The 16,545-nt window shown below is 65.6% G+C and carries 16 protein-coding genes; 6 read left to right on the top strand and 10 right to left on the bottom strand.

The annotated features are described in order from the left end of the window. Positions 1-32: 32 nt before the first annotated feature. The 4 genes from atpD to ACM61V_RS03290 are packed head-to-tail and all read right to left on the bottom strand — an operon-like array spanning position 33 to position 4,558. A complete protein-coding gene (atpD, locus tag ACM61V_RS03305; RefSeq protein ID WP_137786998.1) occupies positions 33-1,502 on the bottom strand; it encodes a F0F1 ATP synthase subunit beta in 1,470 nt (489 codons plus the stop codon). A 24-nt stretch (positions 1,503-1,526) separates the two neighbouring features. Continuing rightward, positions 1,527-2,405: a F0F1 ATP synthase subunit gamma gene (locus ACM61V_RS03300; RefSeq protein WP_137786999.1), complete on the bottom strand. Its 879-nt coding sequence runs from the start codon at positions 2,403-2,405 to the stop codon at positions 1,527-1,529. A 49-nt stretch (positions 2,406-2,454) separates the two neighbouring features. After that, complete coding sequence (gene atpA, locus ACM61V_RS03295) at positions 2,455-3,984, bottom strand: F0F1 ATP synthase subunit alpha (protein WP_137787000.1); 1,530 nt, start codon at positions 3,982-3,984, stop codon at positions 2,455-2,457. Positions 3,985-3,988: 4 nt separating this feature from the next. Next, the gene (locus tag ACM61V_RS03290; protein ID WP_137787001.1) at positions 3,989-4,558 is read right to left on the bottom strand and encodes a F0F1 ATP synthase subunit delta; all 570 of its coding nucleotides are present in this window, start codon (positions 4,556-4,558) and stop codon (positions 3,989-3,991) included. A 160-nt stretch (positions 4,559-4,718) separates the two neighbouring features. Between ACM61V_RS03290 and ACM61V_RS03285 the strand changes: the two genes are divergently transcribed. Beyond that, positions 4,719-5,393: a dienelactone hydrolase family protein gene (locus ACM61V_RS03285; protein ID WP_137787002.1), complete on the top strand. Its 675-nt coding sequence runs from the start codon at positions 4,719-4,721 to the stop codon at positions 5,391-5,393. 21 nt (positions 5,394-5,414) lie between these two features. On the opposite strand, the gene ACM61V_RS03280 is transcribed toward ACM61V_RS03285, so the two are convergent. After that, a complete protein-coding gene (locus ACM61V_RS03280) occupies positions 5,415-6,194 on the bottom strand; it encodes an enoyl-CoA hydratase (RefSeq protein ID WP_137787003.1) in 780 nt (259 codons plus the stop codon). A 68-nt stretch (positions 6,195-6,262) separates the two neighbouring features. Here ACM61V_RS03280 and ada point away from each other — a divergent pair, with 68 nt between their 5' ends. The 3 genes from ada to ACM61V_RS03265 all read left to right on the top strand — a co-directional run bounded on the left by ada (position 6,263) and on the right by ACM61V_RS03265 (position 10,198). After that, entirely contained in the window at positions 6,263-7,318 is a 1,056-nt protein-coding gene (ada, locus tag ACM61V_RS03275; RefSeq protein ID WP_137787004.1) for a bifunctional DNA-binding transcriptional regulator/O6-methylguanine-DNA methyltransferase Ada, read from the top strand. A gap of 59 nt (positions 7,319-7,377) precedes the next feature. Further along, positions 7,378-8,892: a CpaF family protein gene (locus ACM61V_RS03270; protein ID WP_419713803.1), complete on the top strand. Its 1,515-nt coding sequence runs from the start codon at positions 7,378-7,380 to the stop codon at positions 8,890-8,892. A gap of 100 nt (positions 8,893-8,992) precedes the next feature. Beyond that, positions 8,993-10,198: an aspartyl protease family protein gene (locus tag ACM61V_RS03265; protein ID WP_137787006.1), complete on the top strand. Its 1,206-nt coding sequence runs from the start codon at positions 8,993-8,995 to the stop codon at positions 10,196-10,198. Between the two features lie 25 nt (positions 10,199-10,223). Here ACM61V_RS03265 and phaR read toward each other — a convergent pair whose 3' ends face one another. Beyond that, positions 10,224-10,784, bottom strand: a complete 561-nt coding sequence (gene phaR, locus ACM61V_RS03260; protein ID WP_137787007.1) for a polyhydroxyalkanoate synthesis repressor PhaR — start codon at positions 10,782-10,784, stop codon at positions 10,224-10,226. Between the two features lie 14 nt (positions 10,785-10,798). Here phaR and ACM61V_RS03255 point away from each other — a divergent pair, with 14 nt between their 5' ends. Beyond that, a complete protein-coding gene (locus ACM61V_RS03255; RefSeq protein ID WP_249341561.1) occupies positions 10,799-11,860 on the top strand; it encodes an alpha/beta fold hydrolase in 1,062 nt (353 codons plus the stop codon). 29 nt (positions 11,861-11,889) lie between these two features. Further along, positions 11,890-13,062, top strand: coding sequence for an acetyl-CoA C-acetyltransferase (locus ACM61V_RS03250; RefSeq protein WP_137787008.1), 1,173 nt, complete (start codon positions 11,890-11,892; stop codon positions 13,060-13,062). A gap of 67 nt (positions 13,063-13,129) precedes the next feature. Here the strand turns inward: ACM61V_RS03250 and ACM61V_RS03245 are convergent, their stop codons facing one another. The 4 genes from ACM61V_RS03245 to mmsB all read right to left on the bottom strand — a co-directional run bounded on the left by ACM61V_RS03245 (position 13,130) and on the right by mmsB (position 16,512). Next, positions 13,130-13,303: a hypothetical protein gene (locus ACM61V_RS03245; protein ID WP_419713802.1), complete on the bottom strand. Its 174-nt coding sequence runs from the start codon at positions 13,301-13,303 to the stop codon at positions 13,130-13,132. Between the two features lie 166 nt (positions 13,304-13,469). Beyond that, positions 13,470-15,083, bottom strand: coding sequence for an MFS transporter (locus tag ACM61V_RS03240; RefSeq protein ID WP_137787010.1), 1,614 nt, complete (start codon positions 15,081-15,083; stop codon positions 13,470-13,472). Positions 15,084-15,163: 80 nt separating this feature from the next. Continuing rightward, on the bottom strand, positions 15,164-15,631 hold the full coding sequence (locus ACM61V_RS03235) for a GreA/GreB family elongation factor (RefSeq protein ID WP_137787011.1): 468 nt from the start codon (positions 15,629-15,631) through the stop codon (positions 15,164-15,166). Then, complete coding sequence (gene mmsB, locus ACM61V_RS03230) at positions 15,628-16,512, bottom strand: 3-hydroxyisobutyrate dehydrogenase (protein ID WP_137787012.1); 885 nt, start codon at positions 16,510-16,512, stop codon at positions 15,628-15,630. Before mmsB ends, ACM61V_RS03235 begins: the two co-directional genes overlap by 4 nt. Between the last annotated feature and the right edge of the window lie 33 nt (positions 16,513-16,545).

The following is a 16,545-nucleotide window of genomic DNA, read 5'->3' as shown; positions in this document are numbered from 1 at the left end:
GCGCGGGGAGGGGGTGGGCAGGCCCGGGTGGCTTACGCCTCCTGCGCCAGCTTCTCGGCCTTGGCGACGACCTCGTCGATCCCGCCAACCATGTAGAAGGCGTTCTCCGGCAGGTGGTCATACTCGCCGCTCACCACCGCCTTGAACGAGCGGACGGTATCCTCAAGCTGCACGAACTTGCCCGGGATGTTGGTGAATACCTCGGCGACGTGGAACGGCTGGCTGAGGAACTTCTGGATCTTGCGCGCCCGGCTGACCGTGAGCTTATCCTCTTCGGAAAGCTCGTCCATGCCGAGGATGGCGATGATGTCCTGCAGCGACTTGTACTTCTGCAGCGTCGCCTGCACTGCGCGGGCGGTTTCGTAATGCTCCTGGCCGACAACGCGCGGTTCCAGCACGCGCGAGGACGAATCGAGCGGATCGACCGCCGGATAGATGCCAAGCTCGGAGATCGCGCGGTTGAGCACGGTCGTCGCGTCAAGATGGGCGAACGACGTGGCCGGCGCCGGGTCGGTCATGTCATCGGCCGGCACGTACACCGCCTGCACCGAGGTGATCGAGCCCTTGTTGGTGGAGGTGATGCGCTCCTGCAGCGCCCCCATGTCGGTCGACAGCGTCGGCTGATAGCCCACAGCCGACGGGATACGGCCGAGCAGCGCCGACACTTCAGCACCCGCCTGGGTGAAGCGGAAGATATTATCGACGAAGAACAGCACGTCCTGTCCTTCGACATCGCGGAAGTATTCCGCGATCGTGAGGCCCGAAAGTGCGACACGCGCACGCGCGCCCGGCGGCTCGTTCATCTGGCCGAACACCAGCGCGACCTTCGAGCCCTCGCTCGTCGGATTGCCGTCGGCATCCTTGGCGATGACGCCTGCATCGAGGAACTCATGATACAGATCGTTGCCCTCGCGGGTGCGCTCGCCGACGCCCGCGAACACCGAGGTGCCGCCATGGCCCTTGGCGATGTTGTTGATGAGTTCCTGGATGAGCACCGTCTTGCCGACGCCCGCGCCGCCGAACAGACCGATCTTGCCGCCCTTTGCGTAAGGCGCGAGCAGATCGATCACCTTGATGCCGGTGACGAGGATCGAGCTTTCGGTCGACTGATCGACGAACAGCGGTGCTTCCGCGTGGATCGGCGCGTGATGCGCGGAATTGACCGGGCCGCGCTCGTCGATCGGCTCGCCGATCACGTTGAGGATGCGACCGAGCGTCGCCGGGCCGACCGGCACGGTGATCTGTGCACCGGTATCGGTCACGGTCTGGCCGCGCGTCAGACCCTCGGTGGAGTCCATCGCGATCGTGCGGACGGTATTCTCGCCCAAATGCTGCGCAACTTCGAGCACCAGCCGCTGCCCGTTGTTGCTGGTTTCCAGCGCCGACAGGATCGCGGGCAGGTTATTGTCGAAATGCACGTCGACGACGGCGCCAATCACCTGGCTGATGCGGCCGACGCTATTGGTGCCCGTTGCAGGGCGGTTTTCGAGGACGGTAGCCATGTTCTGCTTCCTGCTTGTCGATGCTTAGAGCGCTTCCGCGCCGGAGATGATTTCCACCAGTTCGGTCGTGATCGCGGCCTGGCGGGCGCGGTTATACTGGATGCTGAGCCGTTTGATCATATCGCCGGCATTGCGGGTCGCATTGTCCATCGCGGTCATGCGGCTGCCCTGTTCCGATGCGGCATTTTCCAGCAGCGCGCGGAAGATCTGCACCGCCACGTTGCGCGGCAGCAGATCGGCGAGGATCGATTCCTCGTCCGGCTCATAGGTTACGGCCGCACCGCCATCATTGGCGCTTTCGATGCTGGCGGGCACCGGGACGGGAATGATCGGGATGCCGGTCGGTTCCTGCACCAGCGCAGACTGAAACTTGGCAAAGAACAGGTGCGCGACGTCGAATTCACCCGCCTCGAAACGGCGGATCAGATCATCGGCGATCACCCGCGCGTCGTCGAAAGCGACGGTCTTGATCGCGCCCATCTCATGATCCGCGGCGATGCCGTTCGGGTAGAAGCGCCGAAGCACGCGGCCTTTCTTGCCGGCGATATAGAAGCGCACCGTCTTGCCGGCGGCCTCCAGCTCGACTGCCTTGCGGCGCGCGGCGCGGACGATATTGGTGTTGAATGCACCGGCCAGGCCGCGCTCGGATGTCGCGACCACCAGCAGGTGAACCTGATCCCTGCCCGTGCCGGCGAGGAGCTTCGGTGACGATTCGCTTACCGTCACCTTGCTGGCGAGCGACGCCATCACCGCGCCCAGCCGCTCGGCATACGGGCGGCCCTGTACGGCGGCTTCCTGCGCACGGCGCAGCTTCGCGGCGGCGACCATCTTCATCGCCTTGGTGATCTTCTGCGTCGACTTCACCGAGCCGATGCGGATCTTGAGGGCCTTCAGACTAGCCATCTTCTTCCTTCATCCGCCCCCGCCGCAGCGGGAGCCAAGGCAATCAGTTTCAAGCGAACGTCTTGGCGAATGCGTCGAGCGCTTCCTTGACTTTCGCCTTCGGGCCGTCACCGAGATCGCGACTGTCGCGAATTTCAGCCAGCACGCCGGCATGCGCGTCACGCATGTGCGCGAGCATCGCCGCCTCGTACCGAACGACATCCTGCACCGCGACGTTGTCAAGATAGCCGTTGGTGCCAGCGAAGATCGACACGGTCTGCTCTTCGAACGGCAGCGGGCTGAACTGTGGCTGCTTGAGCAGTTCGGTCAGGCGCGCGCCGCGGTTCAGCAGGCGCTGCGTCGAGGCATCGAGATCCGAGCCGAACTGCGCGAATGCGGCCATCTCGCGATACTGCGCCAGCTCCAGCTTGATCGAGCCCGATACCTTCTTCATCGCCTTGGTCTGCGCGGCCGAGCCGACGCGACTGACCGACAGGCCGACGTTGATCGCCGGGCGAATGCCCGCGAAGAACAGATCGGTTTCGAGGAAGATCTGGCCGTCGGTGATCGAGATCACGTTGGTCGGGATGTACGCCGACACGTCGCCAGCCTGCGTTTCGATGATGGGCAGCGCGGTAAGCGAGCCGTTGCCGTTCGCGTCGTTCATCTTCGCCGCGCGCTCCAGCAGGCGCGAGTGGAGATAGAAGACGTCGCCCGGATAGGCTTCGCGACCCGGCGGACGACGCAGCAGCAGCGACATCTGGCGATAGGCCACCGCCTGCTTCGAAAGATCGTCATACACGATCACGGCATGCATGCCGTTGTCGCGGAAATACTCGCCCATCGCGCAGCCGGTATAGGGCGCGAGGAACTGCAGCGGCGCCGGCTCCGACGCGGTCGCGGCGACCACGATCGAATATTCCATCGCGCCATTTTCTTCGAGCTGGCGGACGATCTGCGCGACGGTCGAGCGCTTCTGCCCGATCGCGACATAGATGCAGTAGAGCTTCTTCGCTTCGTCGTCGCTCTTGTTCGGGCCCTTCTGGTTGATGAAGGTGTCGATCGCGACGGCGGTCTTGCCGGTCTGGCGATCGCCGATGATGAGCTCGCGCTGGCCACGCCCGACGGGCACGAGCGCGTCGATCGCCTTCAGACCGGTCTGCACCGGCTCATTGACCGACTTGCGCGGGATGATGCCGGGCGCCTTGACCTCGACACGGCGGCGCTCCGTCGATTCGATCGGGCCCTTGCCGTCGATCGGATTGCCAAGACCATCGACCACGCGGCCGAGCAGACCCTTGCCGACGGGCACGTCAACGATCGTGCCGGTGCGCTTGACGATATCGCCTTCCTTGATCTCCGAATCGGTGCCGAAGATCACGACGCCGACATTGTCGGCCTCAAGGTTGAGCGCCATGCCCTGCACGCCATTGGCGAATTCGACCATCTCGCCCGCCTGGACATTATCCAGGCCATAGATGCGCGCGATGCCATCACCGACGCTCAGCACCTGGCCGGTCTCGCTGACCTGTGCCTCGGTGCCGAAATTGGCGATCTGGTCCTTGATGACCTTCGAGATTTCTGCGGCGCGGATATCCATTACGTCAGCCTTTCATCGCGCTGGCGAGCGCATTCAAACGGGTGCGGATCGACGAATCGATCATCTGTGAACCGATGCGGACGACAAGCCCGCCAAGCAATGCGGGCTCGACCGCGAGATCGACCGATACTTCGCGGCCGATGCGCTGGCGCAGCTGCTGCCTGAGCGCCGCCACCTGATCGTCGGAAAGCGGATGGGCGCTGGTCACTTCCGCCGTCGTCTCGCCGCGATGGCTCGCGACGAGCGCGCGAAAGGCGCGGAGGATCGACGGCAGCTCGGCCAGCCGGCGATTGTGCGCCAGCACGCCAAGGAAGTTGGCGGTGGTGGGATCGACGCCCAGTTCCGCGGCAGTGGCGAGCACCGCCTTGGTCGCCGCTTCACGCGCGACGACCGGGGAGGTCGTCAGCGCCTTGAAATCATCCGACTGCTCAAGAGCCGCGCGCACCTTGGCGACGCTCGCCTCGACAGCGTCGATCGCCTTGGCGTCCTTCGCCAGTTCGAACAGCGCGGTCGCGTAACGTCCGCCCAGACTCGCCTGGATGCTGCCACCTAGATTACCGCTGGAACTATCCACGCGATTCGCTTTCCTCGTCGACACGGGTTGGCCCCGAGCGAACGAATGGCGCACGAACGGCACCTCGCTTGGGTTGTGGGGCGCGTAGCAAAGGGGTCGCGGCTATGCAATCCTTGCGTCATAACTCGTTGCACAAAGCAAAAAGCAGGAGCGGATCACGATGGGTGAATTCATGGCGATGTCGATGAGCGATGGTGCCGATATCGCGGTGTATCGCGTTCCCGCCGTCGGAGAGCGGCGCGGCGGGGTGGTGCTGGTGCAGGAGATATTCGGCGTTACCGACCATATCCGCGATCTTGCGGATGAATATGCCAGCGATGGATATGAAGTGCTCGCGCCGGCGCTCTTCGATCGCGAGCATCCGGGATTCGAAGGCGGCTATGACGCACAAGGGCTGGCCGAGGGCGTCAGGCTGGCGCGCGAGGCGCATCCGTTCGAACAGTCACTCGCCGATGTGCAAAGCTGCGTCGATGCCCTGAAGGCGCAAGGGCCGGTGTTTGTGGTCGGCTATTGCTACGGTGGCTCGATCGCCTGGTTCGCGGCGACGCGGATGCATGGCGTGGCGGCGGCTTCCGCTTATTATGGCAGCCTGATTCCAGCCGCGGCGGAAGAGGAGCCCAGGGTGCCGGTGGTCCTGCATTTCGGCCGGCATGATTCCGGTATCCCGATGGAGGGCGTGGAAAAGCTCGCTGCCAAGGCGTGGCCACGCGCCGAGGTGTATGTCTACGAGGCAGGGCATGGCTTCAATTCCGACCGGCGCAAAGACTATCATGAGCCGTCGGCCGATCTGGCGAAGGAGCGTACGCTGGCATTGTTCCACGCAAACGGCGGATGAGTGCCGGCGGTGTGATCGGGGCTATTGCGCGCGGCCCCGTGCCTGCACCGCCGCGCGGCGAGCCTCCACCGATTCGGGCGTGACCTGTGCATTGGCGGCGGACGACACACGATGCTCCAGTGCGATCGCTTCGCCTAACGGCAGCGCATGGCCCGCATCGATCAGTTGCTTGTAAGCGATGATGAACTCGCCGTCGGCAGAGGCGATGTCTGCGGCGAGGCGCCGCGCGACGGCCAGCAGATCGGCAGCGGGTACGACGCGGTTCACCAGTCCCCAGCGTTCGGCGGTAGCCGCGTCGAGGAAGTTGCCGCTCAGCGACAGTTCCTTTGCGCGGGCGATCCCGATCAGTCGCGACAGTTTCTGGCTGAGCCCCCAGCCGGGCATCACGCCGACGCGGGCATGGGTGTCCGCAAAGCGCGCGTTATCGCTGGCGATGAGAATGTCGCAGGCCAGCGCCACCTCGAACCCGCCAGTGATGGCAACGCCGTTGATCGCGCCGATCACCGGTTTGCGACAGGCTTCGATCGCCTTCACGGGATTGTCCGAGGCGTCGGTGGCATTCGCCGCGCCCAGCGCCCCCACCTGTGAGCCCAGCTCCTTGAGATCGAGCCCGGCTGTAAAGGCGCGCGTTCCGGCGCCGGTCAGCACCACGGCGCGCACTGCTTCGTCGTCGTCCACCCGGCGCACCGCGTCATGAAGCGCGCGGCGCAGCGCGATCGACAGGGCGTTCATCGCCTCCGGGCGGTTCAATGTGATCGTCGCGACGCCATCGGCGATTTCGACCAGAACCAGTTCGCTCATGTCCCTCTCCAGCTTTTGATCGCAAGCACCGGGATGTCGTGGCCTCGCGCAGCGCCTACATCAAGCGCATGACCGATACCATCGACACGGCCGCCGCCTGGGAAGCCTTTGCCGCGCGCGATCGCAACGCCGACGGGCGGTTCGTCGTCGCTGTCGCAACCACCGGCATCTATTGTCGGCCAAGTTGCCCGGCGCGGCATCCGAAGCGGCAGAATGTGTCTTTCTATCGCGATGGCGCGGCGGCGGCGGCGGCGGGCTATCGGGCCTGCCTGCGCTGCAAGCCGGATGCGGTGGCGCGCGATCGTGTCGCCGTTGCCGAGGCTGTGGCGGCGATCGAGGAAAACGATGCGGCGGCGATCGCGCTAGACGATCTTGCGGCGCGCGTCGGCTATGCACCGCATCATTTCCACCGGCTTTTCAAGCGGGCGACCGGCATCACGCCGGCGGCCTATGCTCGGGGGTTGAAAGCGCGCCGGGTGGCGGAAGCGTTGAGCGGTGAGAGCTCGGTAACGCCCGCGATCTACGAAGCAGGCTATTCCGCTCCGAGCCGGTTCTATGCGCATGGGGCCAAGCGGCTCGGCATGGCGCCCGGCGCGTGGGTTCGCGGCGGCGCGGGAGAAACGATCCGCTGGACGATCGCGGGCACGAGCCTTGGCCCGTTGCTGATCGCGGCGACCGAAAAAGGGCTCTGCCGCGTGTCCTTCGCGGAAGATGCGTCGGCGCTGGCGGCCCGCTTTCCACACGCGAGGATCGAGCCTGGCGGTGTGGCGCTGGCCGAGTTGGCGGCGCGCGTCGTGGCGGCGGTCGAATCGCCCGATCGCGACCACGATCTGCCGCTGGACGTAAGGGGCACCGCCTTTCAGGAGGCGATCTGGCAGGCGCTGCGCGACGTGCCGGCGGGGGAGACGCGCTCTTATGCCGAACTCGCGGCGATCGCGGGCAGCCCGGGCGCGGTGCGCGCGGCCGGAACGGCCTGTGGCGCGAATCCGGTCGCGGTCGTCATCCCATGCCATCGGGCGCAACGTGCGGATGGCGGGGAGGGAGGCTATGCTTATGGCCTTGAGCGTAAGCGCGTTCTTCGGGCGCGCGAACATGACGGTCGCGAGCGGGCGCGGCGTGGTTAGGCAAATGTAAATTCTTCCTGCTTACCTCGTCGACCCATGACTTTTGGGACGGACAGGGTATGAGCGCGTTTGGGCGTCGCAATGGTGCCGGCAGCGGGGGCACGCGGCCGGGCTTCGGGGTCGCGCGGCCCATGCAGGGCGGGGGCGCGCCGCCGCGTTCCGATGGTGGCGATCAGTTTCCGCCGATCGAGACCCTGCCGCTGCCGGCCAGCGCCGAGCCGGGCGTGCCGGCCTCCCAGCTCGACGCGATGCAACGCCTGGCCGACCGGCAGAATGCCAGTGGCGAGGCCGGGTCGAGCAAGGTCGACGGCTTCGAGGCGTCGATTCACAAAATCAAGGAGCAGGTGCTGCCACGCCTGCTGGAACGCGTCGATCCCGAGGCTGCCGCGACGCTGGGCAAGGACGAGCTTGCCGAGGAATTCCGCCCGATCATTGGCGAAGTGCTCGCCGAACTCAAGCTGACGCTCAACCGCCGCGAGCAATTCGCGCTGGAGAAGGTGCTGGTCGACGAACTGCTCGGCCTGGGACCGCTGGAGGAATTGCTGGCCGATCCCGACGTGTCGGACATCATGGTCAACGGGCCGGATCAGACGTTCGTCGAAAAGAAGGGCAAGCTTCAGCTCGCGCAGATCCAGTTCCGCGACGAGGAGCATCTGTTCCAGATCGCGCAGCGCATCTGCAACTCGGTCGGCCGCCGCGTCGACCAGACCACGCCGCTGGCCGACGCCCGTCTGAAGGACGGCAGCCGTGTCAACGTGATCGTGCCGCCGCTGTCGCTGCGTGGCACCGCTATTTCGATCCGTAAATTCTCGGCGAAGCCGATCACGCTGGACATGATGGCCGGCTTTGGATCGATGAGCCCGAAGATGGCGACCGCGCTGAAGATCGCTGGTGCGTGCCGATTCAACATCGTCATCTCGGGCGGCACCGGCTCGGGCAAGACGACGATGCTCAACGCGCTTTCCAAGATGATCGATCCTGGCGAGCGCGTGCTGACGATCGAGGACGCGGCCGAGCTTCGCCTCCAGCAGCCGCACTGGCTGCCGCTGGAAACGCGCCCGGCGAACCTTGAAGGCCAGGGCGAGATTTCGATCCGCGATCTTGTGAAGAATGCGCTGCGTATGCGCCCGGATCGCATCATCCTGGGCGAAATTCGCGGCTCCGAGTGTTTCGACATGCTCGCCGCGATGAACACCGGCCACGACGGCTCCATGTGTACGCTCCACTCGAACAGCCCGCGCGAGGCGCTGGCGCGTATGGAGAACATGGTGATGATGTCCGACATCAAGGTGCCGAAGGAGGCGATCAGTCGCCAGATCGCGGACTCGGTGGACATGATCATTCAGGTGAAGCGCCTGCGCGACGGATCGCGTCGCGTCACGAATGTCACCGAGGTGATCGGGATGGAAGGCCCGGTGATCGTGACGCAGGAACTGTTCAAGTTCGAGTATCTCGATGAAACCGCCGACGGGAAGATCCTGGGCGAATATCGCGCGATGGGGCTGCGGCCCTATACACTGGAGAAGGCCAAGCAGTTCGGTTTCGATCAGCCCTTCCTTGAGGCCTGCCTGTAAGCTTTTCGGGATTTGGCGCCGCGCGAGGTCCTCGCGGCAAATGCGATCAGCCGTGCGACGGACGGTGGCATTTCATCGGCGGGACGTGCATTGGCGTGGGATGGCGATCGCGTCGATCCTTTCTCTGATCCTTGCTGCCGGCACGCCTGCCGCGCTCGCGCCGCTGCCCGCCATGCCTCCCGGCGCGCGCGCCGCCGGCGTTTCGCGATTGTCGCCGGATGCCGAGGGGCGATGGGTGTCGTTCGATCTGACGCCGGGCAACCAGATCCGCTTCGACATGACGGTCGACGGCAAGCCGCTGACCGCGATCCTCGATACTGGCGTGAGCTATTCGGTGCTGGCGCGTCGTTATGCGGAATCGGCGAAGCTGCCGATCTCCGCTGGCGGCAGCGCGACCGCGATCGGCGGCGCGGTTGATATCGGCTGGGTCGTGACGCGCGATCTGGTGCTTGGCGGCCTGACGCGAACCGGCGGCGGCCTTAGCGTCGCCGATCTGCCCGCCATAGCGACGGGCAGCGCAAGGCCGGTCGATCTGCTTGTCGGCCGTGACCTGACCGGGGACTATGCGATCGACATCGATTACGGCGCGCGGCGCTTTCGCCTGTTGCGCTCGGGCCGGTTGCCGTTTCGCGGCGCGGTGGCGCCGCTGGCCATCTCCCGCGACAAGCGCGTCTATATCGGTGAAGTGACGCTGGGCGGGGCGCGGCTGCGACCGATGGTGGTGGATACCGGCGACGGCTCGTCGATCACGGTCACGTCCGGCGGCTGGCGCGAAGCGCGCTTGCCGGGCGTCCGCACTACGACCGCCATCTCCTTCGGGCTTGCCGGTTCGGTAGTGAGCACGATCGGCATCGTGCCGCAGCTTGCGGTCGGCCAGCTGGTCGCGCGCAATGTCGAGGTGCGCGCCGAGCCCGTCGGCGGTTTTTCAGAAGCGATCGGCGCGGCGGGGCGGATTGGATCCGGCTTTCTGCAGAATTACCGCGTGCTGCTCGATCCCGCCGCCGGGCGGATGGTGCTGTCGCCTGAGGCCGGGGCGGACGAGCCGCCGCTACGCTCCACCAGCGGTCTGCTTCTCGGGATCGAGCCGGAGCGGCTGCGCGTGCTGCATGTGATGCGCGGCGGGCCTGCGGCTGCGGCGGGCTGGCGCGAGGGCGACCTGATCTGCATGATCGATGGCCAGCCGATCGCACGCGACTATGCCGAAAGCCCGCTCGCCACGTGGTCCGCCGGCCGCGCGGGGCGGATCGTTTCGCTTGGCATGTGCGATGGTTCGGCGCGGAAGCTGACGCTGTCCGATTTCTACTGAGCGGCCGCCGACTTTCGCCGCGGGCTCAATGCCCGAGCTTCTCGACCTTGTCCTGCAGACGCGAGAGTTCTGCTTTCAGCGCGGCGATCTCGTCGTCCTTGCTCCCGGCGACGGGCGCAGGTGAATCGGAGGCGCCGCCGCTGCCCGGCTTGAAAGCGCTGGCCGCGACCTCGAACATCGCCATGTTGCGCTTGGCCATTTCCGCAAACGGCGAGTTGGCGAACGCGCCCTCAACCGCGGACTTGAACTGCGCCTGGTTGCGGCGGAAACTCTCCATCGAAGCATCGAGATAGGCGGGCACCATCGCCTGCATAGAATCGCCATACATCGAGATCAGCTGGCGAAGGAAATTCACCGGCAGCATCGTCTGCCCCCGGCTTTCTTCCTCCATGATGATCTGCGTCAGCACATTGTGTGTGATGTCTTCGTCGGTCTTGGCATCGACCACGCGGAATTCACGGCCTTCGCGCGTCATCTGCGCAAGATGATCGAGTGTGATGTATGAGGAGCTTTCGGTATTATAGAGCCGACGGTTCGCGTATTTCTTGATAATCACCGCGCCGTCACCGGAATGCTGCTTCTTCATCGAAAGCTCCCGCAATGAGAATTTATCGCGGTACAGCACATTCTGCCGCGCTGCAACACGGCCCGCGCCCGTTGCCGTTGTTCCTGGAGATGTTGCGCAGCGAAACCGCAGCATCGCCCGAACGCGCCGCCGCAGCGCTGGCCGGTTTGCGCCGCTACCAGGACGCGGATCGGGGAAGGCCGCGCCGCCTGGCGCCCGCGCGCTTTCGCAGGCGGCGTGCGCGGCTTCGCGATTATGGTGGTGAAGGGCCGCCAGTGGTATTCGTGCCGTCCCTCATCAATTCGCCGGTCGTGCTCGATCTTACGGCGGAGACCTCGATCGTGCGGTGGATATCGACGCAGGGGTTCCACGCATGGCTGGTCGATTGGGGGGTGACCGATCCCGCCGACCGCGAGCTTGATATTGCGGCGCACGTCGAGCGTATTCTGGAGCCGCTGCTCGCGCGCTTGCCCGCGCCGCCGCTATTAGTCGGCTATTGCCTCGGAGGCACAATGACGATGGCGGTGGCGTGCCGGATGAAAATAGCAGGGCTGGCGACCATCGCCGCGCCTTGGCACTTCTCAGGCTACGGTTCAGCTGCCGCCGACATTGCTGAGTTATGGGCGACGGCGGGGCCAGGCTGCCGCCAGCTCGGTCTCGTGCCGATGGAGGTTCTGCAATCCGGCTTCTGGCGGATCGACCCTCAACGGACCATCGCGAAGTTCGAAGCGCTTGCGGCGATGGATGAGGCGAGTGCAGCCAGGTTCGTCGCGCTCGAGGATTGGGCCAACGGGGGGGAGCCGCTGACCTACGCAGCCGGGGCCGAACTGTTCGATGGGATGATCGCGCAGGATCTGCCCGGCCAGGACCGGTGGTCGGTCGGTGGCAGCATCGTCGGACCGGGGCGACTCGATTGCCCGGCAATGGAGTTCGTTTCGCTTTCCGACCGGATCGTACCGGCGGCGACGGCGGCGGGATTGGCGTCGCGACGTGATCTCGGTGCCGGTCATGTCGGCATGATCGTCGGCAGCGGCGCGCGCGCGCAATTGTGGGACCCGCTGCGGGACTGGCTTCGCGCCGTAGCGGTCGGTAGGTAGCGGGCAACCATCATTCAGGAGCATCCGTCATGACCGAAGTCGTCATCACCGCCGCCAAACGTACCCCTGTCGGCAGCTTCCTCGGGGCCTTTGCCACGGTTCCGGCGCATGAACTGGGGCGCGTGGTGATCGAGGCAGCGCTCGCGCAGGCCGGAGTGGCAAGCGACGAGGTGAGCGAGGTGATCCTGGGCCAGGTGCTTACCGCCGCGCAGGGGCAAAATCCCGCCCGTCAGGCTTCGATGGCGGCCGGCGTGCCGAAGGAGGTGCCGGCCTGGGGAGTCAATCAGGTGTGCGGCTCCGGCTTGCGCGCGGTCGCGCTTGCGGCGCAGGCGGTCCAGACGGGCGATGCGACGATCGTAGTGGCTGGGGGGCAGGAGAGCATGTCGCTCTCGAACCACGCGCAGGCGCTGCGCGCTGGACAGAAGATGGGCGCGATCGAATTGATCGACACGATGATAAAGGATGGCCTGACCGACGTCTTTAACGGCTATCATATGGGAATGACGGCAGAAAACCTCGCGGTTGAGTATCAGGTGACGCGTCAGGCACAGGACGAGTTTGCGGTCGGCAGCCAGAACAAGGCAGCCGCCGCCAGGGCTGCTGGGCGTTTCGTTGCGGAAATAGCGCCGGTCACAATCAAGGGCCGCAAAGGCGACACGATCGTCGAGGCGGACGAATATATCCGTGACGGTGTGACGATCGATAGCGTATCAGGCTTGCGGCCGGCGTTCAAAAAGGACGGCACCGTCACCGCCGCGAACGCGAGCGGGCTGAACGACGGTGCGGCGGCGCTGGTGGTGATGAGCCGCGCCGAAGCGGAGAGACGCGGTGCGCCGATCCTTGCCACGATCCGCTCCTGGGCGTCGGCGGGAGTAGATCCATCGATCATGGGAATCGGCCCCGTACCGGCGACAAAGCGGGCGCTGGAGAAGGCCGGCTGGACGCTCGCGGACCTCGACCTGATCGAGGCGAATGAGGCATTCGCGGCGCAGGCGCTGTCGGTGGGCAAGGAATTGGGCTGGGATGCCGCAAAGGTGAACGTGAATGGCGGCGCGATCGCGATCGGCCATCCGATCGGCGCAAGCGGGGCACGCGTGCTGACAACCCTGATCTACGAAATGCAGCGCCGCGATGCGAAGCGGGGGCTGGCTACGCTTTGCATCGGCGGGGGCATGGGCATCGCAATGTGCGTGGAGCGATGATCGACCGTCTCCGCATCGGCGGGGCCGATGCGCCTGGCCCGTTCGTCCCGGTATTCACCATGACGTCTCAAAGGCCAGCGCCGGCCTGTTTCCAGCGCTTCACCTGCGTAGGCGTGTTGCGCGCAGGCCGGGCGTTGGGCCGGTCGGCCAGCGCCATATCCCCGGCGCGGACGCCGTGAAACACCGAAACGGTCACGCCGGTATCCACCAGCGCGCGCGCCTCCGCCCGGTTCGCGATCAAGAATCACGGCACCCCGGGTCCGCCAGCCGCCGCACGACGCCGCGCCGCTCATCCGATCGAGCAGACGGCAGTTGTGGACGAGCGCAACGGCATCAAGCGACGGGCGGCAGGGTGATTGGTTCAATGCCACCGGCCAGCGGGCGCGCGCCATGGCGTGGATCATCGGCTAGGTCACGATATGGCCGTGGCGATCTTCCTTGAGCCACAGAACCGTGACGATCAGCGCGATCAATGTGATGATCCAGGTATACCAAAGCCCGGCAAACGGGTTGCCGGTGCGCGCGACGATATATTGGCTGATGAACGGCAGGAATCCGCCGAAATAACCCGTGCCGAGATGATATGGGATCGATAGCGAGCTGTAGCGGATCGCGGGTGGAAACATCTCTGACAGCAGTGCCGCGACCGGGCCGTAGGTGATCCCGGAAAGCGCGGTGATGGCGAGGATCGCGATCAGGATCAGCGCGATGTTGCGTGCGCCGGGCGTCACCCGCTTCAGGTCATATCCGGCATCCGCCAGCGCCTTGTCCAGCCCGGCTGGCGTATGATCCGCGACTGGCTCGCCCCCGATGGAAACGCTGGTCACAGGCGTCTTCTGCTGGGTATAGGCGACGCCCTTCTTCGAGAAATATTCCAGAAGCCGTGCGCAATCGTCCGCCTGCTTCGAGGCGAAGGGGGAATAAGCGCAATGCGGACCGGACACTACCACGGGCGCCCGCTCCGCCGCGCGCGCCAGCCCGGGATTGGCCGCAGCGCCCATCACCTGAAAGATCGGAAACAGCAGGATCAGCGTCATGATGTAGCCGATCACGATCGGCTTCTTGCGCCCGACGAGATCGGACAGCCAGCCGAACAGCACGAACCAGCCGACGCCCATCAGCGCGCCCGCGCCGGTGATGAGCTGCGCCATCGTCTCGTCCAGCCGCATCGTCGTCTGAAGGAAGGAGAGGACCGAGAACATCGCCGTGTACCAGATCACCGTCAGCCCGGCAGCGATGCCGAACAGCGCGACCAGCATCCGCTTGAGGTTGCCGGGATAGGTGAAGCTTTCCACCAGCGGATTCTTCGCCCGCTCTCCCGCAGCGCGCATCGCCTTGAAAACCGGGCTCTCTGAAAGTTTCAGCCGCATCCACAAGGAAATCGCGAGCAGCACCACGGAGAACAGGAATGGCGCGCGCCAGCCCCAGCTCTCCCACGCGCCGGCCAGCGTCGCCTTGAAGAACAGGATCGCCGCGATGCTGAGAATGAAGCCGCCGATCACGCCGGCCTGGATGAAGCTGGTGTAGAAGCCGGATTTGCCGGGTGGGGAATGTTCCGCGACATACACGGCCGCACCGCCATATTCGCCGCCCAGCGCCAGCCCCTGCGCGATACGGAGCAGCAGCACGAGGATCGGCGCCGCCATCCCGATATCCTGGTAGGATGGGACGAGGCCGACGCCGGCGGTGGCGACGCCCATCAGGGTGATGGTCACCAGAAAGGTATATTTGCGCCCCAGCCGGTCACCGAGATAGCCGAACAACACCGCGCCGATCGGGCGGAAACCGAAGCCTACCGCGAAGCCGGCCCAGGCGAGCAGCGTCTGCAACGTCTCGTTTCCGGCGGGAAAGAAGGTGCGGCCGATGATCCCGGATGCCGCGAGCGTGCCGTAGATGAAGAAATCATACCATTCGAACACGGTGCCTAGCGCCGATGCCGAGATGACGAGCCGGATGTCCGCCGCCGAAGGATCCGCGTCGTGATCGTGCCAGGCACTCTCCTGATCCGCGATATTCGCCATCCTGGCCCTGCTCCCCCATTCGGGCCGGCGGCCCGGCAGCTAGCTGTAACGCGGTCGAAGCGCGCGGCAAGTCTCCAGCGTCAGCGTGTGAACGCTGGCTCCAGCGAGAGGATGGTGATCGCCTCCGCCTGGCCGGCGAAGGGCAAAACATCGCCTTCCCCGGCACCGATAAGCGCGCGTGCGAGCGGCGCTGAAAAGGCGAGCTTGCCCGCCGCCGGATCGGCCTCGTCGTCTCCGACGATCTCGATCGTCCGCGTATGTCCGTTGAGCGTGAAGCGCACGCGGCTGCCGAACGCAATTTCGTCAGCCGGCGGCGATGGCGCCAGGATCGCGGTGACACGCCGCGTTTGCCAGTAGCGCAGTTCGCGCGCGATCTCCGTACGGCGCGCCTCGTCGGCGGTGCACTGCTCGGCCTCCAGTCGTGCGATCCGCTCGTCGATCAGCGCCCGTCCGCGCGGCGTGACGATATTGGCACCGGACGGGAGCGGCAGCTCGAAGCGCGGTTCCTTGTGCTCCTCGTCGCTCTCGCGGCGGAACGCGACGCTCATGGCGCCGCGTCCAGCATCCTGATGATGCCGGAGAAATCGCGCTCCCCGTTGCCGGCGCCGGCATAGGCTTCGTAAAGTTCGCGCGCGCGCGTTCCCATCGGCACCTGCGCATCGACGCTTGCGGCCGCCTCCATCGCCAGCCGCAAATCCTTGAGCATCAGCGCGGCGGCGAAACCGCCCTGATAATCGCGATCGGCCGGGGTTTCGGGGCCCACGCCGGGAACCGGGCAATAGCTGGTCATCGACCAGCTCTGCCCCGACGAGACACTGGCGATATCGAAGAACGCCTGTGGTGCCAGCCCAAGCTTGCGTGCCAGCACGAACGCCTCGCATGTCGCGATCATTTCCGCGCCGAGGATCATGTTGTTGCAGATCTTCGCCGCCTGCCCGGCGCCGCCCACGCCGGCGTGAATCACCGCCTTGCCCATATCGGCGAGGAAGGGCTGGGCGCGATCGAATGCCTCCCTCGATCCGCCGACCATGAAGGTGAGCGTACCGGCGTTCGCGGCGGCGATCCCGCCCGATACCGGCGCATCGACCGCGGTCACTCCCTTGGCCGCCGCCATTTCGGCGACGCGCTTGGCGGTGGCGACGTCGATCGTCGAGCAATCGATCAGGATCGCGACGGGCGACGCGACATCGAGGACGCTATCGGCGTACACCTGCTCGACATGCCGGCCGGCGGGCAGCATCGTGATAACCGCTTCCGCGCCCTCGGCTGCCTCACGCGCGGACCCGACCGGCAGGCAGCCCGCCGCCTTTGCCTTGTCCAGCGCCTCGGTGGAAAGGTCGAAGGCGCGGACGTCGTGCCCCTTCTGCGCTAGGTTCGCGGCCATCCCGCCGCCCATGTTGCCCAGCCCGATGAAACCAACGCGCGCCATCTTCACATCCTCTCTTGTGTCGTCGTAGCCCGG

It is taken from the genome of Sphingomonas sp. TX0543 (assembly GCF_048565505.1).
In the GTDB taxonomy this organism is placed as follows: domain Bacteria; phylum Pseudomonadota; class Alphaproteobacteria; order Sphingomonadales; family Sphingomonadaceae; genus Sphingomonas.
The sequence above is the reverse complement of the archived record's forward strand: the minus strand, read 5'-3'. Positions and strand labels throughout refer to the sequence as shown.